The sequence below is a fragment of the Pedobacter sp. MR22-3 genome (genome assembly GCF_026240075.1).
GTDB lineage: Bacteria > Bacteroidota > Bacteroidia > Sphingobacteriales > Sphingobacteriaceae > Pedobacter.
This window is the reverse complement of record NZ_JAPIVF010000004.1, coordinates 241,434-266,345: the sequence shown is the minus strand read 5'-3', so window position 1 is coordinate 266,345 and position 24,912 is coordinate 241,434. Positions and strand designations below refer to the sequence as shown.

The window sequence follows — 24,912 nt, the reverse complement described above, 5'->3', positions numbered from 1 at the left end:
CTATTGTTCATCCTTGTGGCTCACAACTCTCTCCGATTCTTCCATATCTGGAATTGTAGGGTTTGCAGAGAGAAATGCAGTAATACTTGAATATTCACTGCTATCAAACTGAACTAGGCATGGGATTTCCTCACCTCCACATCCTGAAGGATTTGGCTGGTCCGAAACATCTGTCCAGTTAGAGGCCGTTGAGATGCCAGTGGCAGTATTCAAATTATAACGATATTTAAGCGTTACTGTTTTTGGTGCTGTAAAAGCACTTTCAGTTAGAAATAATGTGCCTCCTAATGCGATCGCTATCGCACCAAAGGTGATTGGTTTTAGTAATTTATTCATGATTATTATGGCTTATTTACATTGAAAAAGCCAATGAAAAAGTTAGTTTAAAGGTTGGGCTTTTGCCCTAGTATTCGATTGATGTTTAAAAAGTTTTCTGTGCCTATTATCCTCCTTTCTTTTTTATATGATGGTTGAAAAGAAATTACTTGCAGTTTTTTGGTATGTATAACCTTGGAGATTGCTTTAAACTCATTTTGAAAAACGAGTTCGCTATATATACCTGCATTCATTTTACCATTTCTAGCAACCAGCTGATTGTAGAATAAAGTTCGAAACAACAGAAATAAGATTCGCTATAATAATTTGGCAATTTTAGCTCTTTTTGCACCCCTGAGAAGCTGGGGTAAAGCGATGTTTTTTGGTGTAATATTATGAAAGACAGTTGGTTATTTTCGGTATTTTCGTTTGATTTTAAAGAGGTATTTTGATTCGATAGCGAGCAGTGAGGCCAGTATTTCGTGGGTGGGCAGGTTGATTAACTCGGGATATTTTTGCTGAAAATAAAGAAACCTTGTTTCGGCATGCCTGATCCGCAGCATTTGTTCTCTCTGTTTGATATGTTGGAGATTTTCCTCATATATTTCTAGGAGCATCAGTAGAAATACGGGATTTATCTTACCCAGCTCACTCCAATGCGAAAGGCTTATGGCGTAACCTGAACTATCTTTTAGGAAGTTGATGTATTCGATTGAACTGCTCAAAGAGAAAAATGAGGCAGTAGGTAGAATAAAACCACGGGCTAAAATCCATGATGTCTGTTCCTGACCCTGATGCGTAAAATAGCCTCTAGCCAGTCCATTGTCGATAAAATAAAGTTCAGGGTAGGAGTGCTCGGGTGTACTGAGCAGCAATCCTCTGTTAAAAATTTTTGGAACAGAAATTTCTGCGATTTCCCTAACAAGATGCCCAGTGGCATGCTGAAGGCTTTGAAGTTTTTCGATGAGCAGTTTCATTTGATTATTAGTTTTGAATTAAACTTTTAATTTTTTTATAAGTATTGGTAGGTATCTGGAGTGGAATGCATGCTTTCAAATTGATTTGCCGGTTTTAGTATTTTCAAGCAGCAGTTTAAATAATGTGCTGAAATGAAATGATGTGAAGTTCAGGTTCAGCAGGTAAGCATCAGTAAATAGTTTCATCAGGTTGGAAAAATGCTTTTCATTAATAGTGATCAATGATGAATCCTCAAGGAATTTGACATACAGCTCAACTCCGGCTAGGGGAACTGGTTTAGCAAAGTGATATAAAAAGTCTTTTGTGCGGTAGGTGCCAATACTGATTTCATGCGCTGTATCTATATTAAGGGCAATGATCTGTAGTTTTCCATTTTGAACCATGGGAAAAAAAGTATTTTCCAAGTTGATGAATAACGCTTCCCCTTTTTGATAATCTGTTTTTTTCGCAATGGTGGCGATATACGCTTTAAGTCCCGGTGAGAGGGGATGGAAAACCCCCAGTCCTTCGGTATAATCTTCTCCGTTCATGTTCTTTTTGGAGATAAAGAACGGTGATATTCATAGTTTGTCAAGTTGCAGAAATTTTAGCGGAGTGCAACCCCCACTTCATATGCCATTCAGGGGTGATTTACTGGTTAACCTTAATATCTTTCTTGAGCGAGCGCCAGCATTTCGCTAAGTTTTGTGATAACCTTTTTGATATCTTCGCTTGCATGACTATAATGCGCATTTCTAGCGCTTTTCTCTGAGATTGATTCACGCTCTATAGTACTGAAATGTCGGGCAATATATTGATGTGCAAATTTCGCCCGCTGCCAGATGATTATTCCAGTTTCCATTTGCAAATGGAAAAAAAATGCCAGCTGCTTTACCGAAAAGGATACCTTGTAGTTAGCGTTCATGATTCCGGCCTCGGCGGTTTCATGGTTGACAAATTCCATTGCCCTGAGTAAAAGAAGTTCTTCCCTGATAAATTTCCTAACTAGTTTGTTAATATCTGGATGAACTTGGAATTGACGCGATTTGGTCTCGATAAGCAACATTCTAATTTCTTTTCTTAAAGTACAGATGGCCGATATCTGATCGCTTAACGTGGTCTTTTTTTCTATTTCTTTCAAGATGAAAGCTTTAGAATAGCTAAAAAAATCACGATGATTTATCCCGTTTCCAATGAGCACTTTTATAATCCCGAATTTATCGATCTCTGTATTGCTAATGATTTTGCTATAAAGGTTCATGGCTGTTGTTTGCCAGTACCGAATATCCCGGAAGGTACTTATCTGCTCCGGGTCAAGTACCGAGGTTGTTAATTCAGATAGTTTATCGTCAATGCACTTAGCTTCGAGTTCAGTTTTAATCAAATCCAAAACTACCCGAATTTTTGATTTCTCAGATTGTAACACTTTTATCGGAGCCTGTGATTTATAATCAAATATTTGGGGACACATCTGGTCCATCCACTCCAAAAGATTCCCCATTTTTTCCAGCAAATAGCTCAGTTCGCTATCAATAAATTTTTTCTCCTGTCGGTTCCGCTCTTTTGGGATTTCCATACTTACCTCGTCCATCAAGATAACCAGGTTCCGCTGGTGGAAGTTAAAATACTGCTTAACCTTCTTTTTATTATTGAGTTGAATAGAGACATCCTTGAAAACTTTAATCAGCCGCAAGCATTCTCTATCCAGGTTTTTTCGGGATTCCATACTGTAATTTTTAGCAAAGCTTTTCTTGACTTTAAGGCTCTGTAGGTGCTCCTCAAAACATATAAACTGGTAATTCATGTCTCAATTTTTTGAATTAATTTACCTTGATTTATAATCGCTGGAAAGACTTTTACACCAAAAACATTTGGAGTTACACCAAAGTGAACTTCAGCCCGACGAATTTCTTTTCAGTCGCAATTTTGCTTATGAAAAATCCTCTTTAATTGTTTGCAATGGGAACTATAATAACGGGTTGAAGATTTGTGCAACCTTTTTACAACTTGATTTTAACCAGGTATTCTTCCAATTTGCATGTATCAATTGCACTAGCGAGATAATTGATATAAGGGATATTTAAAAAAAAGATTTTCAAACCCTTTAGTAAACCAAAAAAGAATCTTTGGCACTATTGCTATAGTGTCAATCTGTTTTAATTCGAATTGACAGATTTGAATCGGGTAGTTTTAAAAGCTTTCGGGGCTACTGGTATTTGAAAATAGAAAGTGTTTTTCTCTTTGGTAGTCATTCTTTGATGCCAATATTTAATGATTTAATTACGTACTATGGCTAGTTTTCTAAACGTAAATGAGATTAAGGAGAAGGTATCGCTACTTGATCTTTTAAAAAATCTAGGATTCACCCCGCAAAAGGTATCTGGCGGCGAGCATTTTTTCCTGAGTATGTTGAGGGAAGAATATACGGCCTCGCTTTGTGTGAATGATAAACTTGGAGTATGGTTTGATCATGGTGGGGCAGGGGTGTCGGGGATTAGAAGCGGTACTGTCATTGATTTTGGGCTTGCCTATTGGTATCCCTCAGGTTTTCCGGAGGTGTTGCAAAAGATTGTCATGTATGCCAATGTAAGCATTGACCCATTAGAAAGTATTTCTTCTAGTGAGGTTAAAAAGGAGCGGCCCATTCAGGTTCCACGCTATGAGATAGAAAGGATGGAGGAATTGGGCAGTAATGCTGCAATAACTGGCTATCTGGACAGCAGGGGAATTGGCTCGGTTGCAAAGGGACATCTATATGAAATCTATTATTCTGTTTTGGATAACAGAGATAAACTTCGCCGTTACTTTGCCTCAGGCTGGCCCAACGAAAATGGGGGATGGGAGGTAAGGAACAAGTATTTCAAGGGTTGCCTGGGCCATAAAGGCGTGAGCTTCTTGGAAGGGTCGGCCAAAAGGCTCTGTGTGTTCGAGGGGTATTTTGATTTTTTGAGCTGGAGAGTGGAGCATCCGAAGGATCCTGCATCTGTTCTTGTGCTCAATTCACTCTCTATGCTGCAGACTGCAAAAGCCCGGGCAGCTAAGTTTGATGTTGTTGAATTGTATTTTGACCATGATAGGTCTGGCAGGGCGGCAACTGAAGAATTTGTTTCTGATCTGGATATTAGCATGGATTGTTCCTGGGTTTATGCTGGTTTCAAGGATTATAATGAGAAGCTTGTTGCTGGTTTGAGATCCCAAAATAAAATAGAATCAGCTTTAAGAGCCTCCAAGGATGACCCAAGGCTCGCGTTGGAGCGGTGATTAATATTCTAGATATTCTCATATCTGAATTTCTACATATGGTGATAGGTATCTATGGGTGAGATGCCACATGCTGCACATGTTAAATAAATTATTATTGACCTGGCTCAATTTTCTAAGATTGAGGACTTAATTTTTTTATTTATGGATACTGAATTTTTTGATACCCTGTATTATAAACTTGAGGGTGAATTAATAGACCTTGGCAATGACGTTGCGCTTTATTCAGCTAGACTGGCTGCAATTTCAAGGGCGCTGAAAGTATTGAGGGATCGTGTCGAGACTAATGGCTTTCTGATGGACTGGGAAGAGGTCATGTTTTTTAAATTCGTGAAGCCCAGATTTTATATGCTTTATATCTATGAAGTTGAACTTTATAACCTGATTTCGGGTGTACCTCGGGGAACAGATGATATGGTAAAGGATTATTACCTCTCGGAGCTAGCTTTTATAAAGCGTTTTTATTCGCAGCATAGTTTTTTGTATGATTATTATCAGCGGGAAGAAGGGGCTATGGATGATACTTTTTTTCTTCGCCGGAATTTAGATGGACTCTTGCCTGATGTGGCAGGTGCTGGTCATGGAGTTTTTAGTGATGGGTTTTCGACAAACCAGGATTATAATTTCGCTAAGTTCAGGGCGCTGGAAAAACTGCAGGACTATATAATAGAGAGGATAAGTCTGATATACATTCGGCCTGAGCCTGTTATTCCTGAGGTGTTATTGTCAAGAGGTAAGCTTAAATGGACCGATGAGAAGATTAAGCTGGTGGAGCTTGCTTATGGAATTTTTCTTTCGGGTTCTGTAAATAATGGAAAGCTTGAAATTGCGGATGTTGTTCATTGGCTGGAGCAAAGTCTGGGCATTGATTTAGGGGGAGCTTACCGGAAGTTTATTTCGATTGGCAGAAGGAAGAATTTAAGTTATACGAAGTATCTGGATGAGATGCGGGAAAAGATTCTGATTTATATCAATGAAAAAGATAAATACGTTCCTAGGTCTTTCAAGTAGTTGATGTGCAATAAGAAGCAATACTATAAAAAAGGAATTTAAATAATGTGCCCTTTCAGGAGAAAGTAATTAGAGTATTGTTGAAAGCCGCGGTTAAACTTATGAGCAACTATTTGATGATGAGCAGACGGCAGGCTAACTCCACTGTATTCCATCTGGTTGCGAACGTATCTGAGACGATATACCAACCGTTACCTTCACTCTGTGATCCATGGTTTGCGCCCATACAGGAGCATTGGCATTCATGGCCTTGAGCATTCCAACAGGCTGGAGCACATTTTTCCTGAGCCCTATAAGGCTGTATAATATAAAGCCTGCCAAACCTACTCAGCGACCTGCTTACAAGGTCATTGAACCAGGCTTGGGGTACCTCCCAATGTTTTTTAGGAATAATCCACTGTGGGTTGATACGCCCGTAATGTTTTAACCATGCTCGGTTTCCCTCCTTGTAGGGCAAGCGCATGAGCAAAGGGGAGCCAATCCCTCTGCGGTAAATCACGGGGGAGTGATTTTGGTTCCAGACCTTTTTGATCCTATCTTTATTATCCGGTATCATGTGGATTTGTTTTATCGCTATCCTGCAATTTTAGATAATGGCTACAAGATATTTTGTTAATGATGGAACGCCAGGGTCATTTGCATCTGCTTGGAACAATCTCCAATCAATGCTATTTTCTTCAATGACAAGTATCTCATGGTTTTCAGGAGGTGTATTATCCTGAGCATATAGCTGGACGATTATATCATGTAAGTAAGATTGTATCTGCGCAGCAGTACGGTTTGCTGAACCGTAATACATTGCAGTGGTTAGATGATACCAATTGCCTGCATGGCCTCTGATTTATTTAAAAAAGTTTATCTTTTCCATAGCAGCATGAAGACTGGCATAGTCTACAGATTCTGCATGATTTAACTGAATGCGTATTACGTATCTCATTTGTTGCTTATTTTTGTGGTCTTTTGCGATACCTGTTTGAGATTGGTTTTTTGCAGCTGAATTTCTTTTTTAATGACATGCAGTTCGGTTTTAATTTCCTCAATGCCCTGGTTGTTTTTACTGGTTGAGATCATATTCACTACAAACGTTGATACCGAGATAATAATCGCAATTAGCGATATTGAACCTTTAATGAGCTCCCACCAGTATTGCCTGAAGATTTTTCCACCCTGATCTAAATATTTCTCATCGTAATAGGAAATTGTCCCTTTCGCGGTAACATTATATTTAGGAACTCCTTCCGACCAAAGAACTGATATTTCCTTATAGTGCAGAAGGTAATCGATCTGTCCTATAACTTTTTGTTTAGCGATTTTGGAGGTATTTGAAATATCGTTAATTAACAACAGTTCATCATAAATGTTCACATTTTCGGTTTCGTAGTGAGGGGCCAGCTGTTTGACCAACACTTCTAGTATTTTGTGCCTGTTCTTAAACTTTTTTTTTAGATACCACATGCAAAAGCTAATTTTTTATGTTTACAGTGACCTGCGTTTAAATTCCGCTTCAACCAGCGTTTTGGATAAGCATAATTTTGTTTGGTGGACGATTTGCTTTGGTCAAGTTATTCCTCTGCCGATTTTATCGTAATTGCTTATGCCGTCAAGGACATAACCGACAAGTCCTCCCAATAGAGTAGCTAAAGTTTAACCCGTCAATACTTTCTCCACTGAAAGGATGATTATGGTTGGCAGAGTAAAGGCAATGCAAGTAAGCTGGATGATTATCACTTCGATTCGCTTTTGTTTCACTATTGCACGAAAGAGTAGACCGGAAATAGTCAGGGCCATAATTAGGCCCATGATTATTTCAATAATATCTTTTATTGAAGTTAACATTTCTGAGAGTGTTATTTTAATCTTAAAGCTATGCAAAAAATAGCTTAAATGCAAGGCATGGTTTCAAACTTGCCCATCGTTGTATATGGATGACTGTTTGATCTTGATTGGTTTAGATCGGTTAAGTCAAATCATCAATAAGCCTATCGGTATCGGTACGGAACCTGTAGTCCATTAAAACTAGGTCAAATGCCTTCATTAATTTCTCACGCTGCAATTTACTGGCCTCATCATTCTGGATTAATGCATTGAATGCGCTTATGATAAACTTTGTTCCCGAGTCATTACTGTAAAGGCCGTATCTGCCTGCTTTCTCAAATTTATTGCTTTGCAGAGCAAGTTCAAACAATTGTATTGCAAGCATGGGAAATAGCCTGCACTGAAAGGAGAGGTATTCAATTAAAGCATCTGTTATCTTAAAGTATGGGGACTGGATATATTTTTTCAAAAATGAGCTGATATCATTGAGTTTTACGTGAGATGTGGCACTAAAGTTCCACGAGAGGCTTTCAAATTCTTCTTCGGTTGCTTTTGAAACGATAAAGTCAAGCAATTCGTCGTTTTTTGTTTTTGTTCCCTCAATGAGATAATAGTTTTCAATGATATCGTTTATGGCGCTTCTGCAAGCGTATTTATTGTTGGTGATTAATATCTTGATCAACCGTTCTGACTCTGGTTCGTTATGGAGGTATGATCCATAGAGTATGGTAAACAGCCAGCGACTATCATCTGGCCCCAGGTTTTTAGCGCTTACCAGTTTTTCATAAACGGGGACAAGGCTTAAAAAATCATAATTTCCCATGTACTGAAGGGACCATATAGATGATGCTATAACATTAATATCGTCTTCAATAAGCAGGTGTTTTAAAAAAAGGTCAAATGCACGTTTCTTGTCAACGTTCATCAGGTAAGCGAATTGGAAGAGTACAGCGGACTTGCTTGATTTTGGCCCTTTTTCTAATACTGTTTGCAGCGTTGAAAATACCAGATCGCTATGGCCCTTATCGGAGATATGTACCAATCCCTCGGCAGCACTTCCATCTGAGGTATTGATGCCTCTGGTAATTAGACCACCTGTTGAAGTTTCCATTTCATCTGTCTGTTCATCTTCTAAAAATGGATCTTCATGCTTAAAATCTACAGCTCTTTGGCATAGGAATTCTACTATGGACTTATCGTCACTGTCATTTCCAATCAGGTTTTTGGCTACGTATTGGCATTCTCGTAACAGGCTTTCATTAATTCCACTGTTGATTATTTCTATGAATAACGGGAGAATGTCAGTTGGTTCAGCGTTACTTTCCGACCAGCCCCAAAGCCCATGTATTGAATAGGTGGGATTAATATCAGGGTCATTCCAAGCCTGTTTGATTAATTCAAGTTTCTTCCAGGTTGGCTGTTCCTTAACAGCACATTTAAATGCATTTGCATGCTCAAAAATATTTCCTTTCAAGTGGCTGTTTATATAATCACGCTCATTGCCGTCGTATTTCTTAAACGATGAAAGCCATTGTTCATTGCTCATTTTTTGATACGCCCTTGATGGAATCGGGGTTCCGACAATGCTTGCCATGACAGGTCCTCCCGGTAGCCGCTCTTTGTAGTGACCGAACTTTCTCTCCATCGATTTAAACGATCTCCATAATTCCGGTGTTGTCCTTAAGTAATCGGAAGGGATTTTTCGAAGCCAGGTAAATTTGGAAAGCCCGAAATTGCAAGAAAGCCGTTTGCCTGGTTCCCAATCTTTATGGTAATGTATATACTCTTCACTATGAGAAATTCCACAGATTAAATCAATTGTTTTTTGCTTGTGTTCCTGGGTAAATTCAGGGAATGATGTTTTAAAGAGTATTCTGAAAATCATTGCCAACCTGGCATCGTATCCAACTTCCTTACATTCGATAAAATATTCAAACAGTTCAAAAATTTGGGCATGGTATTTTTTTTCGTTACCCTCTATTGCAAATATCAGTAGCCTAAGCATGGGTTTATAACGGCTGCGCTTATGTTGGTCGAAGAATCTTAAGAAATCCCCGTCTTTGTCTACCGCACATCTTTTTAGGCAGACTCCCAGGAGCCGGTAAAGAAAATATTTACCGGTCAAGGTATCTTTATCGGTAAGGTCGACCTGCATATATTGATAATCGCCAACTAGCGACTTATCATTCAAGGGCTGGTCAAAGTCATCGTATATTGCACCTAAGAGAATGGGGATAAGCTTTTCTGGCGTTTTCTTTCTCAGCGTTTTAAGTACCTGGTGCTCCTGATATTCCCGGTCGGAATTCTGCTTTTTGTGGTGATCTCCAAGATGTATCTCCAGTAGGTTTAAAGCGTAATCCGGATTTGATGATGCAATATTATTTAACGTTTGATAATATTCGTATGGGGCAGTAGCCTCAAAATCAAGGCAGCTCTCAAATGCCTGATATGATTTAGGATTCCTCCAATCTTGATTAAATGATACAATGTTTCTTATGGTAATGTGGTCATTAAGATCCAATAAATATTCCCATGCCCCGTGGTGGTTGGACAGGCAGGCATTTCGGAGAAAGAAGAAAGCAGCATCTTTAATAATCTGTATTTCGCGGGTATCGGTCAGTTGGACATCAATAATTGTCGTAATTTCGCCGCTAAGCGCATTAAGAAAATTATGGTCAAGCGCAAACTTGAACCACTGGCTGGAAGTTGCATGTTGAAAAAATAAAATGTAAAGATAATAGGATGAGCTTATTGCTGTCTTGACTACGCGTTCCTCAGATTTGCTAGGATGATCATGGAAAAGGATGGTTGAAAGTGCTAGGTGTTTAATGTGAAACAAGATATCCGGGTCGCTGAATAGGTTATCAAGCATCACAATGTAATCCTTAGGACTATAATCTCGTTGATAGCTGATCATCATTTTCACTGCTGAACGGATGAGTATGGATTGCCCGTTTTCTTTGATGTAGTTGTTGAACGGTTTTCCCTTTTCTATAAACTGTTTTGCAAAAACAAAATCATAAAAGGTTTGGTGAAAAAACTGGATTTGAGATTCATCTTTTTTGACCAATCTTTCGCTTTCGAGATAACTAAGTTCTTCGCTAAAGTCTTCCAACTGAAATTCGCTTACTGAGATCTGCTGCTCGGTAAACATGAGCTGTGCAATAAGATACAGCAGTGCTCTGATTTTTGTCCTGCCCCTTGGACCTTCCTGTGGTAAGGCAGTTACTTTTTGCTTCCAGAGTTCCTGGTATAACTGTTGAACATTGATAATGCCCAGGGTTTTGTTATTGCCCTTGTAAATTCTGGAAAAAACATTTAAATGATTGGGTGTTCTAAGTATGTCAACGAGTTTCACTGGTATCATTTGCTGTTGAATTCCAATTTTTTCAAGTTGCGTGAATACCTGTTCTGCCTGGAGTTTTTCTACAATGATGCTATCTATGTTTTTGTATACTCTAAGAGAGGGATCGTAATTGAGATCATAAATCCTCACTGATATGATTATACGGATGTTCTTGTCATATAAAAACTGTTCGATCAAGTCCTTGAAAACCTGAAGAAATGATCTATCGGAAGACATCGCTTGAGAAAGCGCATCTATTTGATCAATTAGAATGAGGGTTGTTTCAAACTGTTGTTTGCAATCTTCGATAAATTCGTAGACCGGCGCAGACAGGCCTATTTTTTCCTGAAGCTGCTTTATACTGGAGGATGCAAGTTTATCTGCCTTAAGACCAAGAACCGGAATCTCTTTTAAAACCAACTGATCATAGAGATCTTTAAGTATCACAGTTTTTCCTATTCCTGCATTGCCTGCCACCAGGCAAATGTTTAAGTCCCTGCCAAGACTGTCTTTTTTTGGAGGTGTTGTTATCCAGTTTAAAAGTTGGGTGGTTTCAGTTCTTTCAATATGGGAATCAGGGATTTCTGATAACTCGTTTTTTTCTGATTTTAGGCTAACAGAACCCCAGGATAATTCCTTGTTTATTTTTTCAGCATTTAGTGAGATTTTACCAAAGATGCTTTCAAGATCATTTCGAAGTCCTTTGATTTCTGAATTGTCGGTCACGGTCTTGACTTCAAAAAAAAGCTGACCTAGTCTTGAATTTTCACAAGTATCGATAAGTAAATCTATATCTGTAGGTATAATTGGGAAAACTTTAAATTTTTCCAAGATATCTATTGTTCGATTGAAAGTAGAGCGCGGATCAACTTTTAATGGAGCTAGTGATACATATTTATTCAAATTGTAATTTATCCAGCTATTTAATGAAGTCTCCAAGCGAATTTCCTTATTAAAGCTGCTAATTATGTTGCTGCAGTCCTTGACGAGACCTTTTGAAACAGCAATAAAGTATTGAAAGGTAGCCGGATCATGGATAAGTTTTTTTTCAAGCAAACTGTAAAGTACAAACTTCGTAATCTCTCTTCCAAACTCTTCCTTTGATAAATTGACATCATATTTCTTGCACTGGATTAAACCAGTAGAATTTCCATTTAGGAAAAGTGCGCAATCCCTTCCTTGCTCACCTACGCCTGACATTAACCTTATCTCATCAAAGTTTGAAAAGTCTTTCTTACCAAGATGTTCTTTGACAACGGTATACATGAGCTCTTCGAACCTGCGTGGACTTGGAAGTGAATTGTAGGGATAGGACTGATTTGGGTAGGCTGTAGGTTTTTCTGTGTTATCAGTTATTTCTGGCGTTTCGTATGAGATCTCGATCATTGATTTTGGCTAGGACATAAAGGTAGAAAAAGTCAAAAAGGATAAGAAACTTAGTTTTGCACCAAAAAGTACGAAAAGATCGAGACGTTTCCTTAATTTCTACGATGGGAGGGATATTTTACGGAAAACCGTAAGACTGGGGTTATTGCGACAACTATCTTTGAATGAGCTTTCAAAGTGGGTTAAAATCCGTTTATTTTCTTAATTAATTTATAATCGATGTTTAAAAAAGTACTCATAGCCGAAGATGAGGATTTTATGAATGATTCCCTGGGTGCGGCGCTTGAAGCGTTAGGTATTGTGCTGGAGAAAACTGATTACGTGTCCTATTGTGATGATGCGTTCAGCCGTGTTAAGAAAGCTGTCCGGGATGGCAACCCTTATGAATTATTAATAATTGATCTCTCTTTTAAAGAAGACTTACGAAAGCAAGAGATTCCATCAGGATCTGAACTTATCAAGGCTGTGAAAGGAATACAACCGGATATAAAAGTCCTTGTGTTTTCAGTCACTGATCTTAAAACTACCGTAGATTCGCTATTTTCAGATTCGGGCATCAATGGTTATGTTACTAAAGACCGTGGCGCAAAAGTTTATTTCAGGTCTGCAATCCAGGCTATTTACCAGGGCAAGCAGTTTTATCCCCCAAATCTGAAGCGGACAAAGGGTGATGGAATTATTTACGAGCTGAGCTCGACCGAGATGGTCATTATTAACCTTATTGCAGAAGGCCGGTCGCAAAAGTGGGTAGCTGATTATCTCAAAGAATATAATATTATACCATATAGTTTAAGCAGCGTTGAAAAGGCACTCAGCCGTCTAAAAACAATCTTTGATGTCTCTACTTTAGCACAGTTGATCTGCCATTTTAAAGACCGGGGGATTATATAGCAGGTGCATTCATATGATAAGTGCTTTACGGTAAGTTGAATAATATCTGGATTGGCATATTGAGTAGTGGCGATCAATTAAAAAATACCTTTATGGAGTTTAGTCAGCATTAGCTCCTTTCATTGATTTGGAGAAGCTTCTAAAAGAGCTACGGAAAAAAGATCTGTATCCGTCTTGTGGAAATATCTATCAGCTGCTCTAAAATCAGGTTAATACAAAACGGCTTAAGTTTTGCCTTTTCTAATGCTGAAGAATTAGAACAGTGTATTGATGTTTGGAAATACTTAATAAATGGGTAGTCTCAAGTATCTGATTCTAATTAACATTCTAATGAATTATCATTTTAAATGAGCGCACTAGAACGAAATTGTTGATAAGAAATATATTGCAGAGGCAATAATCGCGAGGAAAATAATAAGGAAGAAATAACTTATTGGTTTGGCAAAGTTAAGGGTGTAACCAGCCATTCTGGATAGTTTTCTTGGAACTAACAGACGTGAATCGTTTGGGTTAAAATAAAAGACGCCAAATCTATAATTTTTTAAATCATCCATGGTTACAATTTTACTAAACTTTAAGTAATTACAACATAAGCAAGATTACCTGCTTTGTCATGTAATTAAGGTTATTTTTTGCTGTCAACTAGTGATTTTTAAATTTGGGTAAGCAAATTTATCTTTCTTAATGTATTGAAATTTGTCTTTGGGGGGCTGTTCAATTGGGTTGAATTCTATAAAGCAATTTTCATTTATATAGTTTACTTTTTTTTAATTTCCACTACTCCATTCGCGCTTTGCAACTGTCAGTACATTAAATAACCTAAAAACTGCCAATAATGTATTAAGTAAGATATAAGAAACAGCTGCCTCTTTGAAAAAGGTTTGGCTGAAGGCATAACTGCCCCCGTATAACGGTGATCTGATGAATTTTTAGATAAAACCTGGAAACCTGCAACTGTGATTGTCCTGATAAAAAAATAGTTGGAATTACCTGTAAATGTCTTTTTGGCTTTTTGGATAAAAACAGTGCTGAAGAGTTGCTTCGAAAGATTTAAGGACACCGCCAAGAATAAAATATTCACTTGAAATCTATAAAAAATAAAAATTATGAAAATGTTCAATATTAAAATACTGCCATATTTGATGGGAACCACGGTGCTTTGCATGACACTTAATGCCAGCGGTCAGAAAAAAGCGGAGAGCGCAATCGAGGTTTCAGGCAAATTTAATGATAAGGTAAATTTTGAACTTAGCCTTCAGTACAGAAAGATTGGGGGCGGTAGGATGGACTTTGACAGCGCGAAAGTAGTAAACGGCGTGTTCAGCTTCAAAAAAGCAACCAAGGAACCTATAATTCTTACGATTGAAGTTAAGGGAAAAGAACCTGGAAGGGGCGGACCTAGAAACTATGAAAGTTTTTACCTGAATCCCGGGGAAGTAAAAATGACTGGTTCAAGTCAATTTAAACAAACAGATGTTTCGGGATCCGGAACCATCGGCAATAAAGAATACAGGGCTTATTTCGATTCGCTGAATTACTATATATCAAAGATTAGCGCGGCTAATAGGGCGGTTCCGGCTAATCTTCCAAAAGAAGCCAAAGAAGCACGATATACTAAAAATATGGATTCTATATTTGCTGTCCGTGATGAGCGGGTATTCCTAAGGCAAGTTAAGGAAAGTCCTAATAGTTTACTCTCGGTATTAGCCCTGAACGAGTATGCCTCTGAGCCGGTATGGAGGCCCCGCAAAAAAATTCAACCCGAACTTATCGAGCAACTTCTCTCGACATTACCTGAAAAATATCAGTCTTATCCCTCATTGGTTTCACTCAAACAGGAACTCCAGGTTTCTAAAGCGACAGGTGCGGGCAAGCCTATTATTGACTTTGCGTTGAAGGATGCTTCCGGCAAGACTGTTAAACTTTCCGATTTCAAGGGTAAATACGTATTCCTTGATTTTTGGGCAAGCTGGTGCGTGCCTTGCAGGAAAGAAAATCCCAATGTTAAATCGCAGTATCAGAAGTATAAAGACAAAGGCTTCACGGTACTTAGCGTTTCTTTGGACAAAGCGGAAGCGAGAAAAGCATGGTTAGAGGCAATTGAAAACGATCAGATTGGAATGTGGACGCAGCTAATAGATGAGAACGCCTTTGCCGGAACCGTTGCCAAAAGCTATTTTATAACTTCGATACCCACGAATTTCCTTATTTCCCCAGATGGTAAGTTTTTGGATAGAAACCTTTATGGAGATAATCTAGATAAGACTTTAGCCAGGTTATTTGAAAACAAATAATGTTTTCTGGTAGTGATAAGTAGCGGCTGTACCTTTTCTGGTATAGCCGCTATTTGTTTAAGGCGGGAAATTTATTCTCCTGGAACAGGTTTTAAACAATAATTGTTCTGCCCGGAATCGAATGTAGTTTGGCTGTTTTAACCTAAAATAGCAAGTACACCCTTATGATAGATGAGGCTGTAATAGGGCAGATCATCTTTTTTTCGCGGGTTTTCATCGTCATAACTAATTAATAAAGTTATTCCTATGATCCCGGTTATCTTGTTCAAAGCTTGAAAGCGGGGGCCTATTAATATTTAAACTGTTAAGCGGGGGATAGTAGGCGATAACCTATAGCCCAAGGAAAATTAGCCTGGAGAAAGCTTTGAAACCATTATGAAACGGTTATTTGACTGATGAAATACTAAGGCGACTTCACCGGAACAATAACTGTCCGGATAAAAATCAGCAACTGAATAACCCTTGAAAAGCCGGGCTATTGAGAAAGTTAATTGTTTTTTACGGGCGACCGGTATTCTACCTAAACCTTGCGTTTAGCGTGGATTTTATCCTTTGATTGTTTTTAGATGCGCTGTATAATTTGATGTTTTTTAAGGACGTATCTAACCACAGCGTTGATATTGCCATCCCTTTTCAGAATAAAAAAACAAGGTCGTTGGTGTCTTTAACTTTATCAAATTTTAGACATCATTCTTCCATCATCTTTATGTTTTTCCTCCTGGAGCTATTACGGCAAAAACACCGCGTCACTATACATGTCAACTATTGGAAGCAAATGGTTCTTTCATCCTATTTTATTCATCCCCGGAACTTCCGGTGCCGGTTGTTTTGGTTGGGGGAATCGGGACTTGAAATCCCTGTTAATTCCATTAAGCGCAAATTTTACCAACTTCATTTTTATATGATCGGTGGTGTACATTCCTGAAATTACGTTGTAGATTCAGTGTTCCCATTAATCCTTGAACAGCCTTATGTTTTGTCATAAATAGTAAACCCCAAAAGTTTTGTTCAACTTTTGGGGTTTACCTCGGTATTTTAAAAATGAATTATGAATTACAATTAAAAAGATAAAACATTTTAATACCGCTTTAGTGATTTAATTTTAGCCTTTTTTAGCCATGTCGATCATCATGGATATTTCATCCACAGCGGCCTCATTGCTTCCATCGAAGCCCATGATATTGAATCGCGTGTTGCCCTCGGGGTCGATTACGAATTTAGATGGGATACCTCTCACCTTATAATCGGTTACCACTTTATTCAATTTTGTCTCCGGGTCTTTGTTGTCCATTAATACCTGAAAGGTGTATTTTTGTGATTTGATATAATCATCCGCGTCTTTCGTAGGTGTCGCTGTCCTTTCCCAGGTATGGATGAAAAGAAATTTTACGCTCGGATCATCTTTATATTTATTTACCGCCATTTGCATAGCCGGGAATGATGCTTTGCAAGGTGTACACCAGGTTGCCCAGAAGTCTAAAATAACGGTTTTTCCTTTCAAACTGCTTAACGAAACTTCATTGCCCTGCAAGTCGGTAAGTTTAAAGTCCGCCGCGGGTTTCTTCACCATTTCCTTCTTCAATTTTTGCTGGAGACCGGCGATAATACCTTTGCGGATTTCAGCGGCATATTGATCAAAGCCCGCGTCACTGCCTTTTAATTTAATATATAATTTTTTAAAGGTCTCGCTCATCTCATCATTGGCTTTTCCTGATTTTACCGCGTCTTCCAGTTTCGCATAGGCCTCCTTATTGCGGTTCATAGCCATGAGGATCTTAGCATATTGAAAGTTTGTCACCGGTGTAGCGGTCTGCGGATTTTTTGTCGCCAGTTCAGCGTATTTTAAGGCTTCCGGATAGTTTTTTTGCTCATATAATATTTTGGCATAAGTCATCGTCAGGCTAGGGTATCCTGAGGCCGCGAATTTTGATGAGTTTTCCTGGGCATCCTTATTATCATAGTAGCTTTTGGCGACCTCCATAGCTTTCTTATAGTAAATCGAGGCGTTTTTCAAATCCCCGTTTTTATAAAAAGCTTCTCCAAGTCCTCCATATGCATTGCCCTTCCAAAACTGCACCAGTAATTTATCCTCGTATTCAACTGCTTTTGCCGTGTTTTTTTCCGTTGCATATTCTACGGCGATTGAACTTACCACATAGTCATAGGTAAGCAGATCCTCTCCGCTAAAGTTCGATGGGGGAAATTTTTGTATCCACGCTTTATATGCCTTTTCCTTTTCAGCGGCGGATTTCAATGGATAAATGTTATCAGAGGCCGCTTTGTTTCGGGCCCTGATATCTGAAGGAAATCTCTCAAGCTGAGTTTGTCCAAGTGAATCCGCTGTCTTCTGGTTATTCAGGCGGTAATAATAATTGATGGCCAGATCCACCTCTTTCTCTTTTTCTGATGCGCCAAGGGCTTTAAGCTTTTGATTCAACGCTGTTTTATCCGCTGGTTGGGTGGATGTGATTAGTTTCTCCAGATAAGCCTTTGTGGTATCCGCTGGTTTGACTGCGTTTGCCGGCCTGACTTGGGCCATCAATTGGCCTGAAACCAAAATCAAAGCCAATGAACCGATGATTTGTATTTTTTTCATGGTATGTGGTTTAAGTAAACGCCTGTATTATTGGTTGTAGCCCGGGTTTTGAGTCAAATTTGTATTGATGATGATTTGGGCCTGTGGAACCGGATATAAAACAGATGTTGTTTTCCATGTAGTTGGTCTTAAGGCACCAAGTACGGCATTTGCGCGGTCTGTTCTTTTCAGATCGAACCATCGGTGTCCCCATTCTCCAAATAATTCCACTTTCCTTTCCTGCTCTATAGCGGTCAGCATCTGTGCCTGCGTTAAGGTCGCGCTCACACCAGCAAGGCCCGCCCGGGTTCTTACCGCGTCCAGATCGGTTTTTGCACCGCTTAAATTGTTCTGTTGCGCCCTGGCCTCGGCCCTGATTAAGTATTGCTCGGCGAATCTTAATGCGACATTATATTCATTTCCAGTTCCCGATCCAACTTTGAATTTAGAAATTCCATAGTAAGTTTTGCCTGAAATGGTTTTGGGCGTTACCCAGTTTGTCCTGCGTAAATCCGTAGCGCTTTCAAAACTTTGGTATGTAGCCTCTGATAAAGTGTAGTTTGGAATAACAGTGGCTAAAGTGACATAACTTGACCCCAACACCGAAACACCGGTCGCGTTACCAATCTGCCAGATGATTTCATTGCTATTGTTGATAAAGCTTACATCTGGACCTGGGAGGCTGTAGGTTCCCGATCCAATAACCGAGCTGGCCTGTGCCTCGGCATTTAGATAATCTTTCTGGTAAAGAAAAACGCGGGCCAGCAGGGCTGAGGCCGCATGCTTGTTCGCTCTTCCCCTAAAGGTACCTACATAAGCAGCCGGAAGCGCTGCCTGCGCTTCTGTTAAATCTTTTACGATTTGAGCGTATACCTGTGCTGCTGGCGTACGTGGCAAAACCGCGTTTTCAAATGCGGAATAATCATCCTTAAGAGGCAATGGGACATCGCCAAAATTGTTGACCAGTTCAAAATAAAAGAACGCCCTTAAAAACTTCGCCTCGCCGAGCAGCTGCGATTTTGTTGCAGGCGTTAACGTAGTTGATGCATTTAGACCGCTGATTGCATTGTTGGCGTTTTTAATGAGGTTATAAGTTGTCGACCAGGTTGTGTTGACGAAACCGTTTGTATTCAACAACGCGTTTTTTGCGAACTCCTGCACATTGGCATCTGTACCGTTATATTGAAGATCATCGCCTGAAATGCCGGGATAGAACAGCGCATGCGTCAAAAATCCGTTATTTGCCGCGGATGACAGGGAATAAATTCCCAAAATCGCGCTATTGGCAGAAGCATCTGTCTTAAAAGCGTCCTCAAAGAGTATCTGTGTTGGAGGCGCGCCGAGTTCGACAAATTTTGAGCAGGAAGAAACAGTTAGAACCGTTCCTACTATCATTGCTTTATATATAAGTTTCTGAAATGTTTTTTTCATGATTTTTTCAATTAAAATGAACAGTTTAAACCGAAAACGATGGTTCTTAACGGAGGCAAAACCTGGCCGATAGTTCCGGAGCCTAAGCCTCGTGGCCCGCCCTGAATTGTGGTTTCCGTATCAAGGATGTACTTGTTTTTCGCCCAGGTATATAAATTCTGGCCTTGAACAAACACACTCGCATTCGAAACTTTGATGTGCTTTAGCCATTCCTGTGGCAATGTATAGGATAAATTGACCGATCTAAGTTTGATATAGGACGCATCGCCATATACCGCGTCTGATGCGGTATAATTGTTATACGAGGTATAGATTGGTGAACCCGCGGTAGCTGTAGCACCAGGAATGTTTGACGATGGATTGCCTGGTGTCCATCTACCCAACCAGTATTCGTTTTGGTTTACCAGTGCCCCTGGACGGGTATTGAGGATTTGGGTAACACCAAAACGGTGGTTGAACTGGAAGAATATGCCCAGTTCGAAATTTTTGTAGCTAAAAGTGTTATTGAAACCTCCAAAAAACGGGGTGCCTAAATCAGCTACATAACGGTCGCTCGCGTTGATTAACCCATTTCCATCCCTGTCTTCAAACATGGCTGTCCCATTTGCCGGGTTAACGCCCAGGTAATGGTAAAGGCGGATTAAGTTGATGGATTCGCCAACGACATAGCTTGATGCCGAGAAAGATTTTTCCAGATTAGGAAAGTCAATCAGTTTATTATCGGTGAAGGTAAAGTTTACCGATGTCTTCCAGGAGAAATCTTTTCCGTTTATGTTCGTTGAATTCAGCTCAAGTTCCACGCCATTATTCTGGATAACGGCAGGCAGGTTTTGATTATAACTGTTGTAGCCACTTTGTGAAGCAACCGCGTTTGAGGTAATCTGATCTGAAGATCTGTTTCTAAAATAGTTCGCGCTAAAGGTAATGCGATCTTTTAAAAATCCCAGATCGATAGCGAAATCTAGTTTTTTAGTTGTTTCCCAGCGGATAGATTCATTAGGTAGGGCAATTACATTGGTTGCGGCATTCCCCAGGTAAGGGGTTGCCGTAGAGTATAGTGGCAGGTAAATGTAATTTGAAATCTGGTCGTTCCCTGTGGTGCCATAACTAGCCCTTAATTTACCAAAGCTTAAGAAAGGCAGATTGTCTTTAACAAAGCTTTCGCCCGAGAATACCCATCCTGCACCTACCGCTCCGAAATTTCCGAAACGGTTTTTGGGGCCGAACCTTGATGAACCATCTCTTCTGAAAGTGGCATTGAATAAATATTTTTCCTTCCACTCATAATTCAGCTTCGCGAAAAAAGCATTGTATTTATATTTCACGATATTATTGTACACCACAGTTGTGGTACCAGCCGCGGCGAGCGTACCCAGTAAGGCCTCATTATTATAATTCGATGCATATAGGTATAAGCCATTTGAGCTGTTTTGTTGGAAACTGGTTCCGATTAATGCTGATAATCTTCCTCCCCAGATTTGTTTTGTATAATCCAGCGTAGGCTCAATGATCCAGTTTTGCGCGTTCAAATTAGTGAATTCGGCATAACTTGTAGGATTTCTCGCGGGATTTTCTGAAGATGCCGGATTGGTTGCCGTCTGGTCCAGTCTGGTATTTGTGTAACCAAAATTCGCTTTCGCGTTTAACCCTGGAAGTATCGTGTATTTCAGGTTTGCGTTGGCTATAAGGTTATTGGTTACCCCGTTATATCTTTTAAGCAGGTTCGCTAGCGGATTGGTAAAGTTATTATCCCAATAAAGTTGCCCGGTAGAGGTGTAAAGGGGTAAATTAGGAGGCAGGTTATAAGATGAAGAAAGATCTGAGATTGGAATGTTTGTATTATCGTTTGTATAACTTACCGAAAACGAGGCATTGAACTTTTTGTTTTGCGAGTTGTGATCCAGATTCAGTCTTGATGAGAAACGCTTATCCGCATTGTCGCCTAAGAAAACGGTACTTTCTCTGCGATAAGCTGAATTGAAGAAAAAACGCGTCTGATCGTTTCCGCCTGACATTGAGCCTTGTAACTCATTTACATGCCCTCTGTTTCCAATTAAAAGTTTCTGAAAGTCAGTAGAACTGTTCTGGTCCCAAACCGTTAAATCGGGCGCGTTGGTCGCATTAGGTGTTACGCCATCATTCTGGAAGGCTTCTTTTCTTAAGGCCAGGTATTGTGGTAAATCTAAGGTTGGTATGAACCGGCCAACTTCTGTAAATCCAGCGTTTAAGTTTATGCCAATTTTGACTTTTCCGGCTTTTCCTTTTTTAGTGGTGATTAATACCACCCCGTTCGCGCCGCGGGAACCGTATATAGCGGTCGCATCCGCGTCTTTTAATATATCAATTCGCTCTATGTCAGATGGATTGATCATGCCGAAAGGACTGATGCCTCCGCTTGCGCCGGATGTTCCAAAAGCATTCAGATTATCAGTGGGAGGGGAACCTCCATTGAAATTGGTAAATGGAACACCATCAATCACATACAAAGGTATGCCTCCGGATGACAAGGTATTTTGTCCGCGGATCTGCACCTGTACAGTGCTGCCGGGTATGCCATTGTTCTGTGCGATTAACACGCCTGACATTCTACCGGAAAGTGCGGCCAGGGGATTTCCAACAGGTTGTTTTTCAAGTTCTTTAGCGGATATTGACGCTACTGAACCGGTATTTAATTTTCTTGTCGTAGTGCCGTAGCCGATAATCTGAACTTCATTCAGACTGCCGTTTTCCGGAACAAGTGAAATTCTAAGTGAGGTAGTTTTACCATCCAAAACCACTTCCCGGCTTACATAACCTATGTAGCTTAGTATTAAAACGGTGTTTTTTCCTTCAGGAACCGTTACTGCGAAATGGCCATTCTGATCAGAGGCTGTGCTGAACATCCTATCCTCTTTGATACGAACTGAAACTCCTGGTAGTGGATTCCCAAGATCATCGGTTACAAATCCTGCTACACGGACGTCTTCTACAGTGTTCAGGGACTTTTTTGAGATCAGGATTTTGTTATCCATCTGTTCAAAGGTTAACCCTGTTCCTTTAAAAATAAGTTCCAGCGTTTCACTAACTGACCGTTCACCAGCGGGAAGGTTAACATTTTCAAGGTCCTTAAGTTCATCTTTACGGAATAAAAACCTGAACTGACTGTTTTGTTCAATTTTTTTTATCGCTGATGTTACCGTTTCATTTTTTACCTCCAATGAGATTTTTACCTGCGATGCGGATTGAGCTTTCAGATCGATTGCAAATAAACATTGAAGTGAAACGGATAATACGATAGCGATAATTAAGCTGATACGCATAAGCTGACGAATTAAATATCGTGTGTGGGTTGATGCAGCGAAGAAAACATATTTCTTCCTGTCCTCTGCCAATTGTGCAGAAAAATACATAATTTTAGGTGTTTAAATGGATACTTGGAAAGTTGTTTAGACGCGGCAAATAAAGTTAGCGCTGTATTTGCGACGGCTCCTTGTTTAGCGACAGGGAGTCTTTTTATCCTGTTAAATCCTTAGTTGATAAAATTTGTTCATAGTGGTTTGGTTTAGTTGATTTATTTAGTTGATTATTATTAGCAACCAGTTCCGCTGATGGTAATCCCATCCTTTCCTGTTTGATATTTCGCTTTATTGAACGAGCAGATAACTCTTAAAATTTCGTTTAGTGATTCTCCTTTAAGAAAGGTAGCCGAAAACTTGCAACCTTTCATGCTGTTATCGCTGAAAGTAATAGGTGTCCCGAACTTCCTGGAAAGCATGTCCATTGCCTGAACCATAGATATGTCGTCAAAGAATATGTCGCTTTCCTGCCACCGAACCGCATCGCTGGCTACCACTTTGCTTACGCTGGAGTTTTGGCGACTGGTGTTGAAAATCATTTGCTGGTTAGGCAAAAGGATAGCAAGGCTGGAGCGACCTTTAGTTACGCCAACTTTGCCTCTGGTAACCGTAACCGCTATGTTCCGGCTTTGATCATAGGCTTTGATGTTAAAGGCCGTTCCAAGCACCGTAGTAAGCAATTTTCCGGTACTCACCGTAAAGGGCTTTAACTTGTTATGTCTGATGTCGAAATAGCCTTCTCCTTTTAATATCACGTTTCTTTTCTTCGGTTCAAAAAACTTTGGATAACTGATAGAACTGTGCGCGTTTAATATAACCGTACTGCTATCTGGTAAGGTAACTTTTTGATGTTCATCAATTGTGTATACGGTGATGAGATCATTTTTTGGAACGATGGTTTTCTTTTCAGCAACATTATTGGATAATTTTGCCATGGGTTTTTCATCAGGTTTATTTATGTTCCAAATAGCAAAACCAAGCACGATAACCGCGGCCGCATAACCCATCCATTTTATATAATTGAACTTCAAAGGCTCTGGTTGTTCGACCTCGTGTGAAAATGTTTTTTCAAGGATCGCATTCGACCGGTCAGGATTCATTTCGATTTCCGCGGACTCTTCCCAGTGTTTATCCAGGATGGATTCCATGTCCAAACGCATTTCAGAGTTTTTTATTAAAGAGAGCAATTCGTTAAGTTCCGCTTCTGTGCAAACTTTATCGATATAACGCTGGAAAAGATAAGCTAACCTGCCTGGATTCATGTTTTTAATTAATCAGATGATAGAAATCGGAAACAATTTATTAACCTGTGTCTTTGAATGACAATTCAAATGATAAAAGAGAGTAGTTGAAAATGAAATTATTTTAAAAATAAAAATAGAAGTATCAATAATCTTATCTGATGATACATTGTAAGGTACTTCCTGATAGATTTTACCGCTTCCTGCAAATGGGTTTTAACTGTCAGGGGAGAGATATTTAACCTTTCAGCGACATCTTTATGCTTGAGCCCTTCAAGCTTACAAAGCGAATAAACAAGTTTTTGCTGTGGAGGAAGTTTTTGAATAGCCGCTTCCAATATTTTACTGGTTTCCCTGAACTGTACCTTGTCTTCAGTATCAGAAGTTAATTCAGTAAGATGTATGCCCGCGGCGTGATGAAGTTTTTTAGTTGTGGCAAGCTGCTTAAACACGGTAAAAGTTTCGTTCCTGACTAATACGCGTAAAAATCCACCAAAATTCTCTACTTCAGTAAGGTATTCCCGCTTCAGCCAGAGTTTTAAGAACACATCCTGTACAACTTCTTCAGCCGCGTGCTCTGATTGCAAAATAGATAAAGCATAACCATATACTTTTTTGCTGTAAAATTCAAAAAGCGCGCTAAAGGCAAGGGTATCTCCACAAGCTATGCTTGTTAATACGATTTTTTCCTCATCCATTGCCTTTTGCATGGCCTAATATATTAAATATCCTTCACTTTCTACAAGATAGCCAGCCCATATCGAAATACAGATCCACAAAATGCCTGGTAAATATCTTCCGTTCGCAGGTCTTGAGTAAGGTACCGTTATTTTCTTTTGCGCAAGTAGATAATATGATTTTTTCTATATGCGGGCAGACCGTGAAAGACTACCTGCTTGGGTCAGAGAGTCAATCTAAAGCTAAGATTAGTCGAATTAAACTATAACTGGCCGCATGGATAAATACAACATAACCCCGTTTGCGGAAATATTAATGGTATCTCCTGATAGTTCTTAAGCGAATGGGGGTGTCATTGCATGATACTGTCGCCACC

16 protein-coding genes are annotated in these 24,912 nt (G+C 39.6%); 4 read left to right on the top strand and 12 right to left on the bottom strand.

The window, feature by feature from the left end; genetic code table 11:
* The 4 genes from OQ267_RS11045 to OQ267_RS11030 all read right to left on the bottom strand — a co-directional run bounded on the left by OQ267_RS11045 (position 1) and on the right by OQ267_RS11030 (position 2,998).
* Complete coding sequence (locus tag OQ267_RS11045; protein WP_265835946.1) at positions 1–336, bottom strand: hypothetical protein; 336 nt, start codon at positions 334–336, stop codon at positions 1–3.
* Positions 337–725: 389 nt separating this feature from the next.
* Positions 726–1,292 carry a Crp/Fnr family transcriptional regulator gene (locus OQ267_RS11040; protein ID WP_265835945.1) on the bottom strand — a complete coding sequence of 189 codons (567 nt, stop codon included), beginning with the start codon at positions 1,290–1,292 and terminating at the stop codon, positions 726–728.
* 75 nt (positions 1,293–1,367) lie between these two features.
* On the bottom strand, positions 1,368–1,823 hold the full coding sequence (locus tag OQ267_RS11035; protein ID WP_265835944.1) for a hypothetical protein: 456 nt from the start codon (positions 1,821–1,823) through the stop codon (positions 1,368–1,370).
* A gap of 113 nt (positions 1,824–1,936) precedes the next feature.
* On the bottom strand, positions 1,937–2,998 hold the full coding sequence (locus tag OQ267_RS11030; RefSeq protein WP_265835943.1) for a hypothetical protein: 1,062 nt from the start codon (positions 2,996–2,998) through the stop codon (positions 1,937–1,939).
* A gap of 563 nt (positions 2,999–3,561) precedes the next feature.
* Here OQ267_RS11030 and OQ267_RS11025 point away from each other — a divergent pair.
* Both OQ267_RS11025 and OQ267_RS11020 read left to right on the top strand, forming a co-directional pair.
* Positions 3,562–4,533, top strand: a complete 972-nt coding sequence (locus tag OQ267_RS11025) for a toprim domain-containing protein (RefSeq protein ID WP_265835942.1) — start codon at positions 3,562–3,564, stop codon at positions 4,531–4,533.
* A 144-nt stretch (positions 4,534–4,677) separates the two neighbouring features.
* Complete coding sequence (locus tag OQ267_RS11020; RefSeq protein WP_265835941.1) at positions 4,678–5,544, top strand: RteC domain-containing protein; 867 nt, start codon at positions 4,678–4,680, stop codon at positions 5,542–5,544.
* Positions 5,545–6,130: 586 nt separating this feature from the next.
* Here the strand turns inward: OQ267_RS11020 and OQ267_RS11015 are convergent.
* From OQ267_RS11015 to OQ267_RS11005, 3 genes are all read right to left on the bottom strand, one after another.
* The gene (locus tag OQ267_RS11015; protein WP_265835940.1) at positions 6,131–6,343 is read right to left on the bottom strand and encodes a hypothetical protein; all 213 of its coding nucleotides are present in this window, start codon (positions 6,341–6,343) and stop codon (positions 6,131–6,133) included.
* A 134-nt stretch (positions 6,344–6,477) separates the two neighbouring features.
* Complete coding sequence (locus tag OQ267_RS11010; protein WP_265835939.1) at positions 6,478–6,999, bottom strand: hypothetical protein; 522 nt, start codon at positions 6,997–6,999, stop codon at positions 6,478–6,480.
* A gap of 502 nt (positions 7,000–7,501) precedes the next feature.
* On the bottom strand, positions 7,502–12,091 hold the full coding sequence (locus OQ267_RS11005) for an AAA family ATPase (RefSeq protein WP_265835938.1): 4,590 nt from the start codon (positions 12,089–12,091) through the stop codon (positions 7,502–7,504).
* A gap of 219 nt (positions 12,092–12,310) precedes the next feature.
* Here OQ267_RS11005 and OQ267_RS11000 point away from each other — a divergent pair, with 219 nt between their 5' ends.
* Both OQ267_RS11000 and OQ267_RS10990 read left to right on the top strand, forming a co-directional pair.
* Positions 12,311–12,982: a response regulator gene (locus tag OQ267_RS11000; protein WP_265835937.1), complete on the top strand. Its 672-nt coding sequence runs from the start codon at positions 12,311–12,313 to the stop codon at positions 12,980–12,982.
* A gap of 1,106 nt (positions 12,983–14,088) precedes the next feature.
* A complete protein-coding gene (locus OQ267_RS10990) occupies positions 14,089–15,276 on the top strand; it encodes a TlpA disulfide reductase family protein (protein ID WP_265835935.1) in 1,188 nt (395 codons plus the stop codon).
* A gap of 1,102 nt (positions 15,277–16,378) precedes the next feature.
* Here OQ267_RS10990 and OQ267_RS10985 read toward each other — a convergent pair.
* From OQ267_RS10985 to OQ267_RS10965, 5 genes are all read right to left on the bottom strand, one after another.
* Positions 16,379–17,872, bottom strand: a complete 1,494-nt coding sequence (locus OQ267_RS10985; RefSeq protein WP_265835934.1) for a redoxin domain-containing protein — start codon at positions 17,870–17,872, stop codon at positions 16,379–16,381.
* A gap of 27 nt (positions 17,873–17,899) precedes the next feature.
* Positions 17,900–19,282, bottom strand: a complete 1,383-nt coding sequence (locus tag OQ267_RS10980; RefSeq protein ID WP_265835933.1) for a RagB/SusD family nutrient uptake outer membrane protein — start codon at positions 19,280–19,282, stop codon at positions 17,900–17,902.
* Between the two features lie 11 nt (positions 19,283–19,293).
* Positions 19,294–22,671 carry a TonB-dependent receptor gene (locus OQ267_RS10975; RefSeq protein WP_265835932.1) on the bottom strand — a complete coding sequence of 1,126 codons (3,378 nt, stop codon included), beginning with the start codon at positions 22,669–22,671 and terminating at the stop codon, positions 19,294–19,296.
* A 179-nt stretch (positions 22,672–22,850) separates the two neighbouring features.
* Positions 22,851–23,879 (bottom strand): FecR family protein, encoded by a 1,029-nt coding sequence (locus OQ267_RS10970; RefSeq protein WP_265835931.1) that lies wholly within the window; start codon positions 23,877–23,879, stop codon positions 22,851–22,853.
* A 98-nt stretch (positions 23,880–23,977) separates the two neighbouring features.
* Positions 23,978–24,568 (bottom strand): RNA polymerase sigma factor, encoded by a 591-nt coding sequence (locus OQ267_RS10965; protein WP_265835930.1) that lies wholly within the window; start codon positions 24,566–24,568, stop codon positions 23,978–23,980.
* Between the last annotated feature and the right edge of the window lie 344 nt (positions 24,569–24,912).